Raw genomic sequence first — 15,141 nt, 5'->3', positions numbered from 1 at the left:
GAGAGAGCGGAGAGAGATATGGCATCCCCTGTAGATACCAGCGTCAAGCACGCATACAGCTCCATGACCGGTGCACCGGCCATCGGCGGCACGGTCGGCTCCCTGATCGGCGCGCTCGATGCGTTCCTGGTCAATGGTTGGGGCGCAAAGGCCGTGGATTCGGCAGTCATCAGCAATGGCGTCTGTCGCCTCAACTTTGCCAGCGGCAAGAGTGCGGCAGAGGCCCATGCCGTCATTGCGGTGACCGGTGCAACGCCCTCGGCCTTGAACGGCGAGCAGAAGGTGACGGCTGTCGCCAATGGCTGGGTGGAGTTCAAGACCGACCTGGCAGACGGTGCCGTCACGGGCTCCATCAGCTTCAAGATGGCACCGCTGGGATGGGAGAGGGTTTTCAGCAAGACCAATGTGGCCGTGTACCGCCCGACCGACCCAGCCTCGACCCGTACCTATTACCGCGTGGACGACACCAATGCACTCTACGCGCGGGTGCAGATGTACGAGTCCATGACGGACGTGGACAACGGCATCGGCCCAGCGCCGCTGACCGTCTCGGGTGGGTACTACTGGCACAAGAGGCAAAGCGGTACCGCGAATTCCTACTGGGTGCTTGCAGGCGATTCCCGCGCCTTCTACTTCCTGATCGGCGTCAGTAGCGCTTCGTCGCCTTCCAGCAGCGGCAACACGGCGTTGGTGTCCCAATTCATGGGTGATATCAACAGCTTTCGCAGCGGAGATGCCTGGGGGGCCGCCCTGACAGGCATTACCGACACCGCCTATAGCAACACGATCGGGTGTGTTTTCTGCACAGGTTCTGCCTCTGGGTTGACGCTCAAACGCATGGCTCACGGTCTTGGCAGTGCTGTGCAGACATCTCGCCGGGTTTTTGGCGGAGCGTCCAGCACCTCCGGCAATGACGGCACGCTGGGAGCGTTTCCTTCGTCTGTTGACAATGGGCTGCACCTCTCGGCCATCTTGCTAAACGACGGCCCAACAGCATCCTCAGGGCCTCGCGGCAGCATGCCTGGTGCCTACCACTGCCCCCAGTCTGGAGTGTTGGCCGGGTTGGGGTCGGATGTGTCGATCACGAGGGGGCAGGGCATGTTTGCCGGCAAGCAACTGCTCTCAGTTCAAATCGGCATTCCGAGTAGCGGCAGTCAGGGCTTGGCCTTTCTGGATGTCACCGGCCCCTGGAGGCAGCCATGAAAAGCCTGGTCTGGCGTCTGTGCGGCCTGGACACGCTGGGGGTGGATCTGGCCCTGCAGCAGCTCGTCGGCTGGGCGGCGGCGGGCGATGTCGTGCCCACGTCGATACAGGCCAGCGTGGCCCCTGTCTCGGGCTCGCTCAATGAGCTGATCTCGGGGGCAACTGCCGAGGTCGTGTTTTCGGGCGCGGCGGTGCGCCAGCCCGGTTTTTATATTGAGCTGGGCTTTGCGAGCGCTGTAGAGTTGTTTGACTTTCGGTTCCGGGGGCCGGATGCGACCCGCTGGCCGCGTGCCTATATGTTGACGGCTGCAGGCGCAGACTCGGTTTACCGGGGCGGCCCGATCTGGGTGGCCGGGGCGCTGAGCGCAGGGGGAATCACGCCCCCCGACGTGGAGAAAATCAGCGGCGATTTGACCAGCCTCACTGCGGGGCCGTCGGGCGGCATCTATGGGGCCGGCGTTTCTGCCTATGGCGGGGTCGTTGCATGCGCTCCGCATGCCCAGTCGCCGTACCTGTCCAAGGACTTCGGCGTCACATGGTCGCGGCCTTCTGGCGCACCGGGTTTACAGTATTCGCGTGCGGCAGTGTCCGATGACGGCGGCGTCATCCTTTTCTCGAACTATGGCGGGCCGCTCTACCTGAGCACCAATGCCGGAGCCTCCTTTGCTGCTGTGGACGGTGCGGGCTCGCGTGGCTGGGAATCCTGCGCTGTGTCCGGGGATGGCAGCACGTTGCTGGCTGCAGATGGCACCGCTGGCGGTGGCCTGTGGCGCTCGACCGATGGGGGCGCGACCTGGGCCCTATGCGCAGGGGCCGGTGCAAAAGCCTGGCTGGGGGTCAGCGTTTCGGCCTTGGGCGATATCGTGCTTGCGACCGCTGCAAACAGCTCGCCATCGATCAGCTTCGACGGGGGCGCAACTTGGGCCGATGTTGCGGGGGTTCCGTCGGCACCTCTGACGCGCTGCGCTGTTTCCAGAAACGGCACTGCATTGGCGGTCTGCGCGCGTGCAGGATGGATCTATGCCAGCTGGGACGGCGGCCTCTCTTGGAGCCGCGACACGCAGGCAGCATCGTCGGAGTGGCGCAATATCGCGCTGTCGGGCGACGGACAGTTCTACATCGCAGGCACCGGCAACAATGCGCGCGTGCTCTATGCCAGGAACAAAAATGGCTCCGTCAAGAGCTTTACCTTTGTGGCCCTGGCCATGGAGGCAGCGGCTGTGGACGCCTATGGTGTTGCCTGGACGGCCTCGGCGGAATCCGGGTTCCTGGCGCGGGTGCGCATCTGGGCTCCTGCTGCCACCCATGCGCCGCTTGTGTCCCGGATCAGGTCTCACAAGCTCTCTACGTCGCCCAGCGAAGCAGTGCCGCTGCAGCAGGGCATGCAGAGCATGGTGCGCTATCGCCCGTCCAAGCTGATCGATGTGGAGTGTGGCGGCCAGGGGCGCATTTACGGCACGGTCTCGCGCAAAGAGACCCCTGCCAATATGCCGCTGCGCCGACGCGTGCGCCTGCATCGCAGCGTGGATGGCTACCTGGCTCGCGAGACCTGGAGCAAGACTGATGGCTCCTATGAGTTCCGCGAGATCTCCACGCGTTACGAGTGGGATGTCATCGCCTGGGACCACGAGCTGCAGGAGTACTCGACCGTCGCCAATAACCAACTGGCGGAGGTCGCATGAGTGATTCACCTGCCTTCGAGATCTCCGCAGCCCACGCCCTGGCTCGCTTGCAGGCTACGGCCAGCTTTGCGGATTCCGGCCCTGCTGCCTCGACTATTGCCCTCTATGACGCTGCCGAGCAGTTGCTGGTGACACTGACGCTGACCAAACCCTGCGGCCAGATCACCGAGGCGGGCTATCTGGTGTTGACTCAGGCCAGCGGCAGCGGCGACATGATTCTGACCAGCGGTCAGGCTGCTATCGGCGTCTGGGCTACCAGCGACGGCAAGCTGATCGGGCGCGGCCTGGTCACGGATGAGGAGGGCGCTGGGCACTTCAAGCTGCTGGGCAGCACCGGCACCCAGCTCTATGCAGGAGGCAAGGCCATCCTGGGCGAGACAAGGATCGACTAATGGCCGGCGTCGACCTGATCTTTAACCGCGCCTTCAAGACCGGCAACCCGGTCGAGCTGGTGTTTGGCGACGAGGGCGGTGGAGGGCAAGTGCCCGACGCAACGCTGGTCGTTGCTGCGCGCATGCCGGGTCTGCGGGTCAGATCCCTGGTGCATGTGCGCAAGGATCTGGTTGCTGCGGGCCGCATGCCCGGTCTTCGCTGCAGCGCGGTCGTGCGCTACAACACCGATACGCCCCGGCCCGTGGTGGCCGAGGTCGTCTCTGATGCTCAGGAGGCGCAGCCTGTAGCGCAGGGCTGGGTCTCCGGATGGCAAAACACGGATGCACTGCCTGCGGGCTGGGTGTCGACCGCGCAGGATGCCATGCCCTTGCAAGAGCAGTTCGGTGTCGCCTGGCAGGACGGCCAGCGGCAAGGGCTGGCCCTGCAGGGGCGGTTTCAGCAGGCGCGGGCGCTGCCTGGTGCAGCAACCCAAGCCCGCTGGCAGGAAGCCCAGGGCGTGCGCAAGGGCCTGCAGGCCACAGGTCAGGATGCTGAGCCCGTTCGGGCCGGCTGGGCCATGCGGTTTCAGGAAAGCCTGCGCGACCGTCGCCGCATGGTCGAGGCCATGGCCCAGGATGCGATGGGCCTGCAATACCTCTTCACCACGGGCGCAGGCCCATCGGTGCCGCTGTACAGGGGATTTGAGGGGCGCTACCAGCAGGCCATGAAGCCGCCAGCGGGCAAGTCCCAGGCCAAGCCGCCAGAGCCAGAAAAGCCTGGTTGCTATGAGCAGCTGGTCGGTGGCCCGATCAAGCTGGTGTTCTGCAAGTCCTGGTCTGCTTCGGCAGACCTTGTTTTTTACTGCTGCCAGTCCACGCCGGAGCCGGGTTCGCAGTTTGTCATTCCCTTGTTTAAGGTCTACATGCTTGTCTATCAATCCAATGCAGTGCTGCTGCCCTCTGGCACGCCGGTGCCGCTGACGGGTGTGCGTATCGAGAGCGGTGATGATGGTTTCGGCTGGACGCTGTCTGCCTCTGGCCCGGTCGACCTGGTGGGGCTTCTGGCTCCGCAGGGAGGGGTGCCCCAGCAGATCCGGCTCACCATCAACGGGATCGATTGGGTGTTCGCGGTCAAGCAGCCGGTGCGCTCGCGCAGCTTTGATGGCTGGGAGGCGTCTGTATCGGGCCAGAGCGTGACGTCCTTGATCGGGGAGCGCTACTGGCGCGCCAAGGCCTGGAGCATCAGCAGTCAGATGTCTGTGCAGCAGATTGCCAGCGAGGCACTGCAGAACACAGGCATTACGCTGGATTGGGGTGCTGAGGATTGGCAAGTGCCGGCTGCGGCCTGGTCGCATACGGGCACGCCACTGTCGGTCATCAAGCGCATTGCCGAGGCAGCTGGGGCCGTAGTCCGCAGCCACCGCACCGAGCCAGTGCTGCAGCTGCAGCCTGAGTACAAAGCGCTGCCCTGGAATTGGGCCTCGGCGGTGCCGGATGTGGTTATGCCAGGGCAGATCATCGTGCAGGACACGCTGACGGATCTGGAGCAGGAGCTGCGCAATGCCGTCTATGTGTCTGGCTCCGCTGCGGGCGGCGTGGTGGGCCAGATCGTGCGCGCCGGCACCGCTGGTGATCTGCTGGCTGCCCAGATCACAGATCCGCTGATGACCGACGTGATCGCAGTGCGCCAGCGCGGCGTCGTGCCGCTGGCCGACTCCGCATTGCGCTGGCGGCAGGAAGTCAGCGTGCCCCTGATCACGGGCGGCACAGCTCCGGGCTTGATCCTGCCTGGCTACCTGATTGAAGTGCAAGAGCCTGGCGAGACATGGCGCGGCCTGGTGCGCCACCTATCCCTGGATGAAAACATGCCCGAATTCACCCAAACCCTGACCGTGGACCGCTTTCAATGATTCCCATCAACCTGTATCTGCGCCTGCAGGCCCTGCAGCGGCAGTCCCCCAAGCTGTTTGCCACGGTCAAGGCCTTGGTCGGCAACCAGGCCCAGATCGAGTACCCCGGTGGTGTGCGCGTCATGGTCAGCAACCCCATTGCCGCCCCGGTCGACCAGGCAGTGTTTGTGCGCGATGCGGAGATCGTGGAGCGCGCTCCGACTCTCACTTACGTGAGGGCTGAGATCTAGCCGCATCGTTTTCGAGTTTTTTATGTGCCTGCCCGTGGCAACACCGGCAGGCTTTTTTGTGTCCGTAGAAGAGAGGAGGGGTTATGAACCCGATCAAGCGTTGGCGTTGGTGGGCAGTCCTGGTGCTGCCCGTGGTGGTGATTGTGCTCAATGCCATGGGGCCGAATGGCTGGCGTGAGCCTGTGGTGCGGCTGCTGTGGCTGTCCTGGACGGCGGTCGCGGTGTCGATCGCGCTCTCGGCCAGCAAGGCCATGGCGGACTATGCCCATGGGCGCGAGGCCTGGCAGAAGTCGCTGGAGCATCCTATCGGTGCTGGGCTTTCCTTCCTGGCGCTGTGCCTGCTGCGCTCGGCCATGGTGATTGCGATCGTGTGGGCCAGCATGACGCAGTTTGCCAATGCGGCGGAGCCTGCCGGCATACAGCGCGCCCGTGCCCTGGCCCCGATGGTGGTCAGCGAGATCGAGCAGCACTGGGCCGATATGCCCCGGCGCAGCTATCTGGGAGCGCTGATCGAGCAGGAGAGCTGCCCGAGCCTGTCGCACCGCATGTGCTGGAGCACCACGGCCCAGCTCAAGACCTCGCGCGAGGAGGGCGGTGGTCTGACCCAGTTCACGCGGGCCTGGACGGCTGCCGGCGCGCAGCGCTTTGATGCGCTGGCCGAGGTCAAGGCCATGGCTCCCAAGGCGCTGGAGGAGCTGAACTGGGAGACGCTGTACCAGCGCGCGGATCTCAATGTGCGTGCCGCGATCGTCAAGCTGCGCAACTGTGATGCAAACCTGACCAGGCTGACCCCCGGCCTCGATGACCTCACCCGCGTGGCGATGTGTGGCTCTGCCTACAACGGCGGCTGGGCGCATCTGCAGCAAGACCGCAAGCTCTGCGGCATGACGCCAGGCTGCAACCCCAATAAATGGTTTGGGCATGTGGAGATGCACAGCGTCAAGAGCCGCGAGAAATGGCAAGGCTACGGCCAGAGCGCTTATGACGTGAACCGGGGCCATGTGCGCAACACGGTCCCGTTGCAGTCGCGGCGAGCCAAATACGTCGAGATGCTGGGGGTGTGATGCGTAACTACCTCAAGGCCAACGGCCTGCGCTGGCTGTGCTACCTGCTGGCGGGTCTGCTCATCTGGCAGACCCTGCGCCTGCATTCCGAGCAGCGCGCGCACCAGGTGCTGCAGCTGGCCGTCGCCAATGCGGCCAAAGACCAGGCTGAGACCGGCCTCAAATCCGAGCGAGAAACCGGAAACCGCGAGCGGCAGCACGCCGTCGACACCCAGAAAGCAAGCGATGAATTCACGCAAAAACAACCTGGCCGCGATGCTCAGCTTCGTGCTGATCTCGATCGCGCTGAGCGCCTGCGGCTCGATGCCGAACGACGGGCCGCAACCTACCGCGCGCAAGCCCAAGCCAACGCCGCTGCCGGCGTCGATCTTGCAGATCGACTTGAAGCCTACGACCGACACATTGTCGAGGGCGTCGAAGTGGTTGCAAGACTCCGAGGTGATCTTACAAGGCGAGACGACGAAGTAAAGCTGCTCAGCCAGCAAGTGCAGATCGAGCGCTCTTTGAGCGCCCATTGAGAAACGGCATTTGTTGTTTCTCAGGGGCGTTGGCTGCAATATTTAAACTTTGATTATGTCGACGCTCCTAAATCCAATGCTGCCGTCAGAATTTTGGAATATTTGAATAGTGATTTTTGATAGGTATCTTGTCGGCGTTGCGATCCATAGCATGACTTTTTTCTTTTCTTCTCCACCCGGTATATCTTCTCGTGTTGATTGTTGTTGTAATAAATCTTGTATTACGCCTGCGGCGAAATCCGGCACACTTAATAAATCATCGAGGTGGCTCTTTTTATCAAATGATCTACTGATGCCGATAGTTTTTAGTTTGTGTGGCAGATACATGTGAAGCACTCTGGATAATATTAGCTGAGTATGATTGAAATCTCGTTTTTTACCGTTTTCATTAATAGTGTCTCTATCGCTGTACCAGAGTAAATCGTGTCCTTCATGTGTCAGTAACGATGCAAATGCAGCAATGATATTAGTTACACGAAGCAATTTCTCTGCTACTTCGCCTTTCCATATTCCAAGTCCGGCATTCTGTAGTTGCTTCACCATGGCTGCCTGGGTTTTTGTTTTTGATGCACCGAACATGCTTGCTATCCGCTTGTCTATAGCAATCGTAATTATTGCACCATGGATGAAGTTATCGACAAGTCTCAGGTACTCTTCGAGAGCGCGTGCTTTAGGTCCGGATTTGAGATCCTTGTATTTAAATTCGCTGTATCCGTATTTTTTTCGAAGCTCTGCAGATTTTTCCTCGAACGGCCCTACCTTGTTGTAGGCGAGAAAAAGGAATGAATATGTATTGAAATGCGCGCCATCATGCTCGCCACCATAGTCGGACATGACTGCGATTTTGGTGTCGTCAGAAAAGTCAGGTAAATCTTTAATAGATTGCTGAAAAATTCGGTTTAATACTTCAGAGATGAGTGGGTATTCATCTGTCACCTTTTTGAGCTCAAACGGTCCAATTTTTCTAATTTTCTGTCTCATGCTATCAAGAGCTATAGCACCTAACGAACCTGTCCCGGACAGTTCTGTAGTTGACCCGATCTTGCTTTTTCTAAACGGAGGTGGTGTGGGCTTCATGTACTTGCACAGATGTAGAGGCGAACGACTTTGTCACATGCAGGCTATCTGATCAAGACAAGAAGCCTTCTGGTGATTCTTTGTGCCCAAATGCACTTCGTTTGTGAAACCAAAGTGCGCCACAAAATTTATGTATTTAATTAAAACAACAACATATGCTTTTGTCAGTTCAGTCCATCAACGACCATCCTGCATTCCGCGAATGCTTCAAAGACTTCCACGTTGAGGAGGTGCCAATCAACTACACGGTTGCCGGAGGAGGGAAGGCAGCGGCGCGTTTGGAGCTGGTCTACAGCAGCTGGGATGTGAGTGCCGAACCTGCGGGCTTGTTTTAGGCGCGGTCTGGCTGGAGTGAAGGCCTAGAAGGCCTCCCTGGTGTTTGAGCGCCGGGGAGGCCTTTTCGCGTTGCTGTACCTGGACTTATGGCTCGGAATCCTCCGCGAGCCATAGCCTCATTTCGAGATATGGCGAGTAGCTTGAGAAATCCAAGACTTCGGGGTGCTTGGCTTTCAAGTACTCATAGAAAAGATGCATGGCCGTTCCTGCTCTTGGAAAAGCGCCTTCTTCGTCGATCATGTGCGACCAGCTGATCCAGTGGCACAAGATGGCTTCTCTAGCGTCAGCGCGAAGCATCGACCCTCTCCCCCGGAATGCATAGCCATGCTTGCCTGATAAAGCTCTGCGTGTATGTGCGGCAGCCATTCAGCCTCATACTGCCCTTGTCGATCGCCACAAGATTGCAGCAATTCAGTGCCTCGATGACGTCCTTAATGCCTGGAGAAGCGCCGGGTTCGGGAAGTAGGTGCGCCTGGTTCTTGGGCATGCCGGTGCCGGGCAGCTTTGAATACATGTACAGCCATCCGTAAGCGGCGCTTGCCTGAGCGATCTCAGGCGGAAGCCGCTGGCCGTCTTCATACAGTTGATAAACAGTGCACCACATACTGTGCATTTATACAGTATGAAAAAAGACCTGTATGCATCTATGTGCGTACAGGTCTCTGGGTGATACGGGTTTGATACAGGAGCCGTTTCTCTCCATCAATTGATATGAAATTGATACGAGGCTCCTATTTTGTCTCTGTAGTACTCCCCTTGAACTACGGGGAGGGACGCTGGATTCTACCCGTGTTGCCAGCCTGCGGATTCCAACCGACTTATTTATGTCAGCTCTGTACTGTTGACTTCGACAGAGACGTGGGTGAGTTCTTCATGTACCGACAGCAACTGGCGAATGTAGTCGGGTGTGACCGTGGCTGCGCCCTCGACTGCGATGATGCAGGCATAGTGGTTCTTGCCCACGCGCCAGACATGCAGGTCGGTGATGTTGACGGGTTGCGGACCTTGTGCAATGGCTTCACGTACTTCTTCCACGACGGGAGCATCCATTTCGGCATCAAGCAGCACGCGGCTGCTATCGCGCAGCAAGCCTAAGGCCCACATTGCCACCATCACGGAGCCGACCAGGCCCATGACCGAATCCAGCCAGGCAAAGCCCAGGAGCATGCCGCCCAGCAACGCTGCGATGGCCATGACTGATGTGGCTGCGTCTGCAATTACGTGCAGATAGGCGGAGCGCAGGTTCAGGTCGCCATGTGCATGGTCGTGTCTATGGTGATGGTCGTGTCTATGGTGATGGTCGTGGTGGTGCTCATGGCCGTGGTGATGGTGGTGCCCGTCCTTGAGCAGCCAGGCGCAGGCCAGGTTGACCAGCAAGCCAAGAGTTGCCACGCCTATGGCTTGCTGATAGTGAATGGCGGCAGGCGAGAGCAGGCGTTGTACGGATTCAAAGGCCATCAGGCCGGCAACCAGCAGCAGGCAGATGGCGCTGGTGTAGCCCGCCAGGATTTCTATCTTCCAGGTACCGAAGCTGAAACGTCTGTCATTGGCCAGCTTGCGCGCAGCGGCATAGGCGCTGACGGACAGGCCCAGCGCCAGCGCGTGTGAACTCATATGCCAGCCATCGGCCAGCAGGGCCATGGAGTTGAAGTAGTAGCCTGCAGTGATTTCCAGCACCATCATGGCCAGCGTCAGCAACATGGCCAGCTTGGCGTTTTTTTCACCCAGCGGATTGCCCTGGTCAAAGCTGTGGGAGTGTTGTCGGGACAGGGGGGAGTCGGTGTATGAGGTCATGATTGGCTTGGTTTCATATACTCTACCCCAGTATATTTTCCATGCCGGCAGGAGGACTACAATTCCTGCATATGTCGCATACCGTTTCGAATCAAAAACCGTTGCTTGCGCGCATCCGCCGCATCAAGGGGCAGACGCAGGCTCTGGAGCGGGCTCTGGAAGAGGGGCAGGACTGTGCCGTGGTGCTGCAGCAGCTGGCGGCCGTGCGCGGGGCCGTCAACGGCTTGATGCTGGAGTTGCTCGAAGGCCATGTGCGCGAGCATCTGGGTGCCGAGGCCGCGAAGCCCGAGCAGCGTGAACAGGACTTGGAGCTGGTCGTGAAGGTGCTGCGTTCCTACGTCAAATAGGGCTGGGCCGCAGGCGTGGGCGGCCTGCATGGATGAAGCGGTGGATCAGGGCTGCACCAGCGCCGCGAGATCATTGACGAATGGCTGCACGTCAGGATGGCCGTGCAGCCATTGCCTGCCCAGAAATTCTTCGATCGACTGCTGCTGTAGCCCGAGGCCGGGCCGGCGGGCCGATGCGGCCTGCAGCAGGTCATGAGCGCGGTTCATAACTTGCTCGCTGTCTGCGGCCGCAGGATCGCCCAGCTCCTGCATCCATTCCTGCTGGATGCGAAGTATGAGCTTGCCAGCGGCTTGCTCCAGCGCAGTGCGGCTGCGTGGCATTTCAGAACTGATAGCTGCTATCGCTTACCAGTAAAGGGCTAGAGGCATATTTCATGCTTAATCCTTGCGAACGGTATAGACGATGTCCATGGCGCTGGTCATGCCGGTTTGAGCGCGCAAGGTGACGCTGCGCGACAGGTCGTAGAAGATGTAGATGATGCCCATGGCTCCCGACAGGCTCTGCTCGTAGGTCAGATAGAGCTTGTCCGAGATACGCTTGCCCATGGTCAGCGCAGCGCCCGCTGCATCCGTGCCGTTCCCGCCGCCCTTGAAGCCGACTTCATCGAGCCCCAGGCTGCCAGCAATCTTGCCGCTGGAGCTGTTGCCACCAGCCAGCAAGGCCATGGCGGCCTGTTGAAGCAGGGCGCTGCTGGCCCCGCCGGAGGCGGGATCGCGGCCCATGACTACCCAGGAGAGCTTTTCCGCGTCGGGCAGGGCCGGGTCAGAGTACAGCAGCACGCGTGGCGCACTGGCCGTGCCCAGCACCTGCACACCGGCCTTGACGGCAATATTCGGGCGCAGCGCCAGTATGTCCAGCGAGGGGTTGTTGTAGGGGCCATTGAAGCGGATCAGCCCGGTTTCCACATTCAGCGACTGTCCCCAGGCGCGGTAGCGGCCTTGCTCGGTACGGATTTCTCCGGTCACGCTGGGCGGGCCGCCGATGTAGCTGGCTCCTCGCACTTCAAGCTGGCCCAGCAGTCGCGTGGTGATGCCAAAGCCTTGCAGCGCAAAGTCACGGCCCATGTCGAGCTTGACGAGAATGTCGGGCACCTTGCGCGGCGTGGCACGGGCCTGATCCTTGCGGGCCTGTTGCTCGGCGCGCTGGCGCTCTTCCTCTTCGGCCTTGCGCGATGCCGCCGAGCGCACCACCACATCCTTGTCCAGCGACGGTGCGGACTCCTCGGGCAGGATGATGGAGGCTCTGTCGACCGTCAGGTCGCCGCGCAGCGTGAACTGGCCTTGCTCCAGCCTGGCTTGCAGATCGCCGGAGACGCTGACCTGACGGTCGGCGCGCACAAGCACCTGCAGCTTGCTGGCCTTGGCCTGCAGATTCATGCTCAGGCCTGATTCGCTCCCTGTACCCGGCGGTGTGAACTGGGCATATCCCGTGCCGGTGAGCTGGCCGCCGTCTTCGGGTGCACGGGTCAGATTGCCGCTATATCCCAGAATGCGCGCTTGACTACCCTTTCCGCCCTTGAGGCGCAGTTCGGTGATGTCCAGCCTGGTGCCTTGCAGCTTGGCGCGCAGAATGCCGTCACGCAGGTCCACGCCATCGAGCAGAGACACGATATTGAGCCCATCGGCCTTGATATCGCCCTGCCACTTGGGGTCCTGCAAGGTGCCGCTAATGCTGGCGTCCGCCGCCAGCGTGCCCTGAATGCGCCAGCCCGGTGGCGCAAAAAGGGCCCACAGTCCCATATCTGGCATATTGGCGTGCAACTGACCGGACAGAGGCGCCGTGGCGGGCAGCGTCCAGCCGTCTTGCTGATAGCTGAGCTGGGTGCGCAGGTCGGCGTTGAGCTGGCCTGCACGCTCGCTCTCCCAGAGTAGCTTGGCGTTGACCTGACTACCCTGTGCCTGTACGTTGAGGCGTACGTCCTTGATGCGCGAGCGCATGCCTGCGCCGCCGATCTGGCGCGTACGTGTCCCGCCGGCGCGTTTGGCGGTGGGGCCGGTAGTCTGGATGACGGTAGTGCTGGAGCCATCGTCCACTGCCAGCCGCAGATCGCCTGCGGCGCGCTCGACCGTGAGATCGGCCTTGAGATCCTTGCCCAATGTGTCCAGGTTCCAGCGCGCGTTGAAGCTCAGGTCGCCGGAAATGCCGGCTGCTTCCAGCGGTGGCTCGTCGTCGCCCAGGCTGAATGCATCGACCCAGGCCAGCGGAATTCCAAGGGCCTGTCCTGCGCTGCGCAGCCCCCATTGGCCGCTGCCGGTACGGGTGACGGAGCCCTCATCCCATGCCAGCTGGACAGGCGCCAGTGGCTCGCTGCTGGTACGTCTGATGCCCAACTTCGGGGGCGTGATCTGCAGCTTGCCGGCGCTGAACTGATAGACGGTGCTCAGCACCGTGCTGCCGCTGGTTCGCTGCCTGATCTGCACGGGCGCAGCGGCTTGCAACTGCACCACCCAGGGGCCGGGCTTGTGCTTGTCGGGTGTGAGCTGGGCCTGCAGCTTTTCCAGACTGGCCTGCCAGTCCAGCGGTGCCATGGCCTTGCCGCCTGTCAGGCCGGCCTGCAAAGCGGTGTCTATCTGTATGCTCTTGCCAGCTTGCTGGGCTTGTACGGTCAGACCGATCCTGGCATTTTCGGGGCTGCCGTCAATGTTCAGTGCAAGCGCAGGCAAGACGGCACCCTGATCGACTGCGGTGCCGGCAGGTAGATAACGAATCTTCTCGGCGCGCAGCTTGGCCTGAATCTGCAAGCCGCTTGCGGGAATGGCCGCGCCATGGGGGGCGCTCAAGCGCTTGAGCAGATTTTCCCAACCGCCCTTTAGAGCCAGTTGCAAATCTGCGCTGCCATCAAGTTGAGCACCGCCCAGCGGATCCTTGACGCCCGGCAGCTTGCGCAACCATTGCGTGAGCGTGCCCATGGAGCTGAGCTGCAGCTGGCTCTGGACAGTGCCGCTGGCAGGACTCATCTGCCCGTCAAAGTTCAGCTGCGCACCGGGCGCCGTAGCCTTGAGTCGAGCCTTGGCCTGCTGGGTTTCGGTATTGAACTCCACGGACCGGGCATCGACACTGGCCTGCAGGGCTTCCATCTGCAGCTTTTCCAGCTGCAGCAGCGGGGCCTGCCACTGGCCTTTGGCAGCCAGTGTCTGAATGCGCAGCGCCTTGCTGTCGCGCTTGCCGCCCGCTGCCTGCAGATTGGCGGCAAACACTATCTTGCTGGCAGCGGCATCGCCGCTGCCAGGTTCGGCTTGCACAGCCTTGGCGCTGATCTCGCCTTCCAGAGGAGCTGCTTCCAGAGTGCTGTAGAGATCGGCCGGGTTGAGCTTTTCCACAACAGCCAGGCCTTCAAACAACTGGGTGCTCGGAGTGAACTGACCGCCGAGAGCGATATTGCCCTTGCCGATCTGGATACGAGAGTCGTCGACCTGCCATTGCTGGCCGTCGAAACGGACTTGGCCCATCAGCTCGGCCACGGGCAGGCGCTGCCGGTCCCAGGGGCCGGGCAGCGCGTTGCTGAAACGGGTGTTCAGGTTCCAGGGCTGAGCCTCCAGGTTCGTAGCTGGAGCTACCGTTTCGTCGGGGCCAGCCTGCAATTGGCCGGTCAAAAGGGTGCGAGGTCCTTGAGGCCAGAAGGCCGAGACATCGAGATTGCGGAGTCTGGCCTTGGCTGCCAGCAGCGGCTGGCTGCGCCAGGGCATGATGCTGGCCTCCACATCGGCCTGCATGGTGCCCACCTCTGCCGTTGCTGCTTCGGACGGCCTCTCGCTCTTCTCCCGCTTCGGCTCGGTTGCCTGCGGGTCTTGAGTTCCCGGGCCAGGGGTCGATGCTTCAGCGCTGGCATTGGCCTTGATTGCCAGCCTGGCCGCTTCGGTGGCCAACGTGCCTTCGGCCGTCACCCTGGCCTGCACGGCTATGGTGTTGAGGGCGTCAGCGCTTTTGTCCAGCGGGTTGGGCACTTGCACATCGCCTGTTGCCTCGGCCTGCAAGGACATGGGGGCGGCGCCCTGCAATTTCAGCTGTGCCTGGTAGGCGCCCTGGGCAAAGCGCAGACTGCTGACTTTGAGTTCGTGATGTGTGCCCGTGTATTCATAGCGACCGCGAAGGTCCTGCACCACGGCTTCAGGCGGGCCTTGCCAGATGATCTGATCGACCTTGAAGGGCAGCTCTATCTTCACTGGAAGGGTCAGCGACTGCAGCGGTTCGCTGGCGGGTTTTTCGGGGTCCGGGGTGCTGGCAATGCGCAACTCGGTAATATGAACCTCACCCAGCTTGAGTGTGCGCGACAGCAGCAAAGGCCTGAACTGCCAGCCGATCTGAGCTTCCCTGACCTCGACCTTCATGGTCGGGCTTTGCCATTGCAGCCAGCCGATGTGGCCACCGTTCTTGACACTGCCCGTGACCTCTTTGGCGACCAGGGACTGGTCTGCGGGCAGCCAGCTGGCCACGCGCTGCAGTGTCTGGTGGAGGGAGTCATCCTTGCCAATCCACCATAGCAGGCTGCAAAGCGCCAGCACCAGGGCGAGCAGGGTCGCTGCAATAGTCCAGCCCAGTGCGCGTAGCCAGCGGCGGCGCTTGGGGAGTAAGGTCTTGGCGATAGGGTGTGTGTCTTGTTCTGCCATG

At 61.1% G+C, this 15,141-nt stretch carries 14 protein-coding genes; 9 read left to right on the top strand and 5 right to left on the bottom strand.

Annotation, left to right across the window (positions count from 1 at the left end):
* Nucleotides 1-18 precede the first annotated feature (18 nt).
* The 7 genes from MPZ60_RS20640 to MPZ60_RS20610 all read left to right on the top strand — a co-directional run bounded on the left by MPZ60_RS20640 (nucleotide 19) and on the right by MPZ60_RS20610 (nucleotide 6,978).
* On the top strand, nucleotides 19-1,203 hold the full coding sequence (locus MPZ60_RS20640; protein ID WP_242882008.1) for a hypothetical protein: 1,185 nt from the start codon (nucleotides 19-21) through the stop codon (nucleotides 1,201-1,203).
* On the top strand, nucleotides 1,200-2,885 hold the full coding sequence (locus tag MPZ60_RS20635) for a sialidase family protein (protein WP_242882009.1): 1,686 nt from the start codon (nucleotides 1,200-1,202) through the stop codon (nucleotides 2,883-2,885). Before MPZ60_RS20640 ends, MPZ60_RS20635 begins: the two co-directional genes overlap by 4 nt.
* Nucleotides 2,882-3,277, top strand: coding sequence for a hypothetical protein (locus MPZ60_RS20630; RefSeq protein ID WP_242882010.1), 396 nt, complete (start codon nucleotides 2,882-2,884; stop codon nucleotides 3,275-3,277). Before MPZ60_RS20635 ends, MPZ60_RS20630 begins: the two co-directional genes overlap by 4 nt.
* On the top strand, nucleotides 3,277-5,166 hold the full coding sequence (locus tag MPZ60_RS20625; RefSeq protein ID WP_242882011.1) for a hypothetical protein: 1,890 nt from the start codon (nucleotides 3,277-3,279) through the stop codon (nucleotides 5,164-5,166). Before MPZ60_RS20630 ends, MPZ60_RS20625 begins: the two co-directional genes overlap by 1 nt.
* Nucleotides 5,163-5,396 (top strand): hypothetical protein, encoded by a 234-nt coding sequence (locus tag MPZ60_RS20620; RefSeq protein ID WP_242882012.1) that lies wholly within the window; start codon nucleotides 5,163-5,165, stop codon nucleotides 5,394-5,396. The genes MPZ60_RS20625 and MPZ60_RS20620 overlap by 4 nt, the downstream gene beginning before the upstream one ends.
* A gap of 83 nt (nucleotides 5,397-5,479) precedes the next feature.
* Entirely contained in the window at nucleotides 5,480-6,460 is a 981-nt protein-coding gene (locus MPZ60_RS20615; protein WP_242899880.1) for a hypothetical protein, read from the top strand.
* Complete coding sequence (locus MPZ60_RS20610) at nucleotides 6,460-6,978, top strand: hypothetical protein (protein ID WP_242882015.1); 519 nt, start codon at nucleotides 6,460-6,462, stop codon at nucleotides 6,976-6,978. The genes MPZ60_RS20615 and MPZ60_RS20610 overlap by 1 nt, the downstream gene beginning before the upstream one ends.
* Before the next feature lie 42 nt (nucleotides 6,979-7,020).
* Here the strand turns inward: MPZ60_RS20610 and MPZ60_RS20605 are convergent, their stop codons facing one another.
* A complete protein-coding gene (locus tag MPZ60_RS20605; RefSeq protein WP_242882016.1) occupies nucleotides 7,021-8,055 on the bottom strand; it encodes a hypothetical protein in 1,035 nt (344 codons plus the stop codon).
* Between the two features lie 155 nt (nucleotides 8,056-8,210).
* Here MPZ60_RS20605 and MPZ60_RS20600 point away from each other — a divergent pair, with 155 nt between their 5' ends.
* Nucleotides 8,211-8,390 (top strand): DNA methyltransferase, encoded by a 180-nt coding sequence (locus MPZ60_RS20600; RefSeq protein WP_242882017.1) that lies wholly within the window; start codon nucleotides 8,211-8,213, stop codon nucleotides 8,388-8,390.
* 284 nt (nucleotides 8,391-8,674) lie between these two features.
* Here MPZ60_RS20600 and MPZ60_RS20595 read toward each other — a convergent pair whose 3' ends face one another.
* Together MPZ60_RS20595 and dmeF are read right to left on the bottom strand one after the other, a co-directional pair.
* On the bottom strand, nucleotides 8,675-8,995 hold the full coding sequence (locus tag MPZ60_RS20595; RefSeq protein ID WP_242899879.1) for a hypothetical protein: 321 nt from the start codon (nucleotides 8,993-8,995) through the stop codon (nucleotides 8,675-8,677).
* Between the two features lie 218 nt (nucleotides 8,996-9,213).
* On the bottom strand, nucleotides 9,214-10,185 hold the full coding sequence (gene dmeF, locus MPZ60_RS20590) for a CDF family Co(II)/Ni(II) efflux transporter DmeF (RefSeq protein ID WP_034353879.1): 972 nt from the start codon (nucleotides 10,183-10,185) through the stop codon (nucleotides 9,214-9,216).
* A 71-nt stretch (nucleotides 10,186-10,256) separates the two neighbouring features.
* Between dmeF and MPZ60_RS20585 the strand changes: the two genes are divergently transcribed.
* A complete protein-coding gene (locus MPZ60_RS20585; protein ID WP_034353877.1) occupies nucleotides 10,257-10,532 on the top strand; it encodes a metal/formaldehyde-sensitive transcriptional repressor in 276 nt (91 codons plus the stop codon).
* Between the two features lie 45 nt (nucleotides 10,533-10,577).
* On the opposite strand, the gene MPZ60_RS20580 is transcribed toward MPZ60_RS20585, so the two are convergent.
* On the bottom strand, nucleotides 10,578-10,853 hold the full coding sequence (locus MPZ60_RS20580) for a hypothetical protein (RefSeq protein WP_034353875.1): 276 nt from the start codon (nucleotides 10,851-10,853) through the stop codon (nucleotides 10,578-10,580).
* A 57-nt stretch (nucleotides 10,854-10,910) separates the two neighbouring features.
* Nucleotides 10,911-15,140 (bottom strand): translocation/assembly module TamB domain-containing protein, encoded by a 4,230-nt coding sequence (locus tag MPZ60_RS20575; RefSeq protein WP_034353873.1) that lies wholly within the window; start codon nucleotides 15,138-15,140, stop codon nucleotides 10,911-10,913.
* Nucleotide 15,141: the final 1 nt, after the last annotated feature.

It is taken from the genome of Comamonas sp. 7D-2 (genome assembly GCF_022749555.1).
GTDB lineage: Bacteria > Pseudomonadota > Gammaproteobacteria > Burkholderiales > Burkholderiaceae_C > Comamonas > Comamonas thiooxydans.
This window is presented reverse-complemented; position numbering and strand designations above follow the sequence as displayed.

Bases quoted from the DNA above. Each gene is read 5' to 3' on its own strand.
- MPZ60_RS20630 (WP_242882010.1), top strand. From the start codon at position 2,882: ATGAGTGATTCACCTGCCTTCGAGATCTCCGCAGCCCACGCCCTGGCT.
- MPZ60_RS20635 (WP_242882009.1), top strand. From the start codon at position 1,200: ATGAAAAGCCTGGTCTGGCGTCTGTGCGGCCTGGACACGCTGGGGGTG.
- MPZ60_RS20595 (WP_242899879.1), bottom strand. From the start codon at position 8,995: ATGTGGTGCACTGTTTATCAACTGTATGAAGACGGCCAGCGGCTTCCG.
- MPZ60_RS20625 (WP_242882011.1), top strand. From the start codon at position 3,277: ATGGCCGGCGTCGACCTGATCTTTAACCGCGCCTTCAAGACCGGCAAC.
- MPZ60_RS20585 (WP_034353877.1), top strand. From the start codon at position 10,257: ATGTCGCATACCGTTTCGAATCAAAAACCGTTGCTTGCGCGCATCCGC.
- MPZ60_RS20575 (WP_034353873.1), bottom strand. From the start codon at position 15,140: ATGGCAGAACAAGACACACACCCTATCGCCAAGACCTTACTCCCCAAG.
- MPZ60_RS20640 (WP_242882008.1), top strand. From the start codon at position 19: ATGGCATCCCCTGTAGATACCAGCGTCAAGCACGCATACAGCTCCATG.
- dmeF (WP_034353879.1), bottom strand. From the start codon at position 10,185: ATGACCTCATACACCGACTCCCCCCTGTCCCGACAACACTCCCACAGC.
- MPZ60_RS20600 (WP_242882017.1), top strand. From the start codon at position 8,211: ATGCTTTTGTCAGTTCAGTCCATCAACGACCATCCTGCATTCCGCGAA.
- MPZ60_RS20615 (WP_242899880.1), top strand. From the start codon at position 5,480: ATGAACCCGATCAAGCGTTGGCGTTGGTGGGCAGTCCTGGTGCTGCCC.
- MPZ60_RS20610 (WP_242882015.1), top strand. From the start codon at position 6,460: ATGCGTAACTACCTCAAGGCCAACGGCCTGCGCTGGCTGTGCTACCTG.
- MPZ60_RS20605 (WP_242882016.1), bottom strand. From the start codon at position 8,055: ATGAAGCCCACACCACCTCCGTTTAGAAAAAGCAAGATCGGGTCAACT.
- MPZ60_RS20580 (WP_034353875.1), bottom strand. From the start codon at position 10,853: ATGCCACGCAGCCGCACTGCGCTGGAGCAAGCCGCTGGCAAGCTCATA.
- MPZ60_RS20620 (WP_242882012.1), top strand. From the start codon at position 5,163: ATGATTCCCATCAACCTGTATCTGCGCCTGCAGGCCCTGCAGCGGCAG.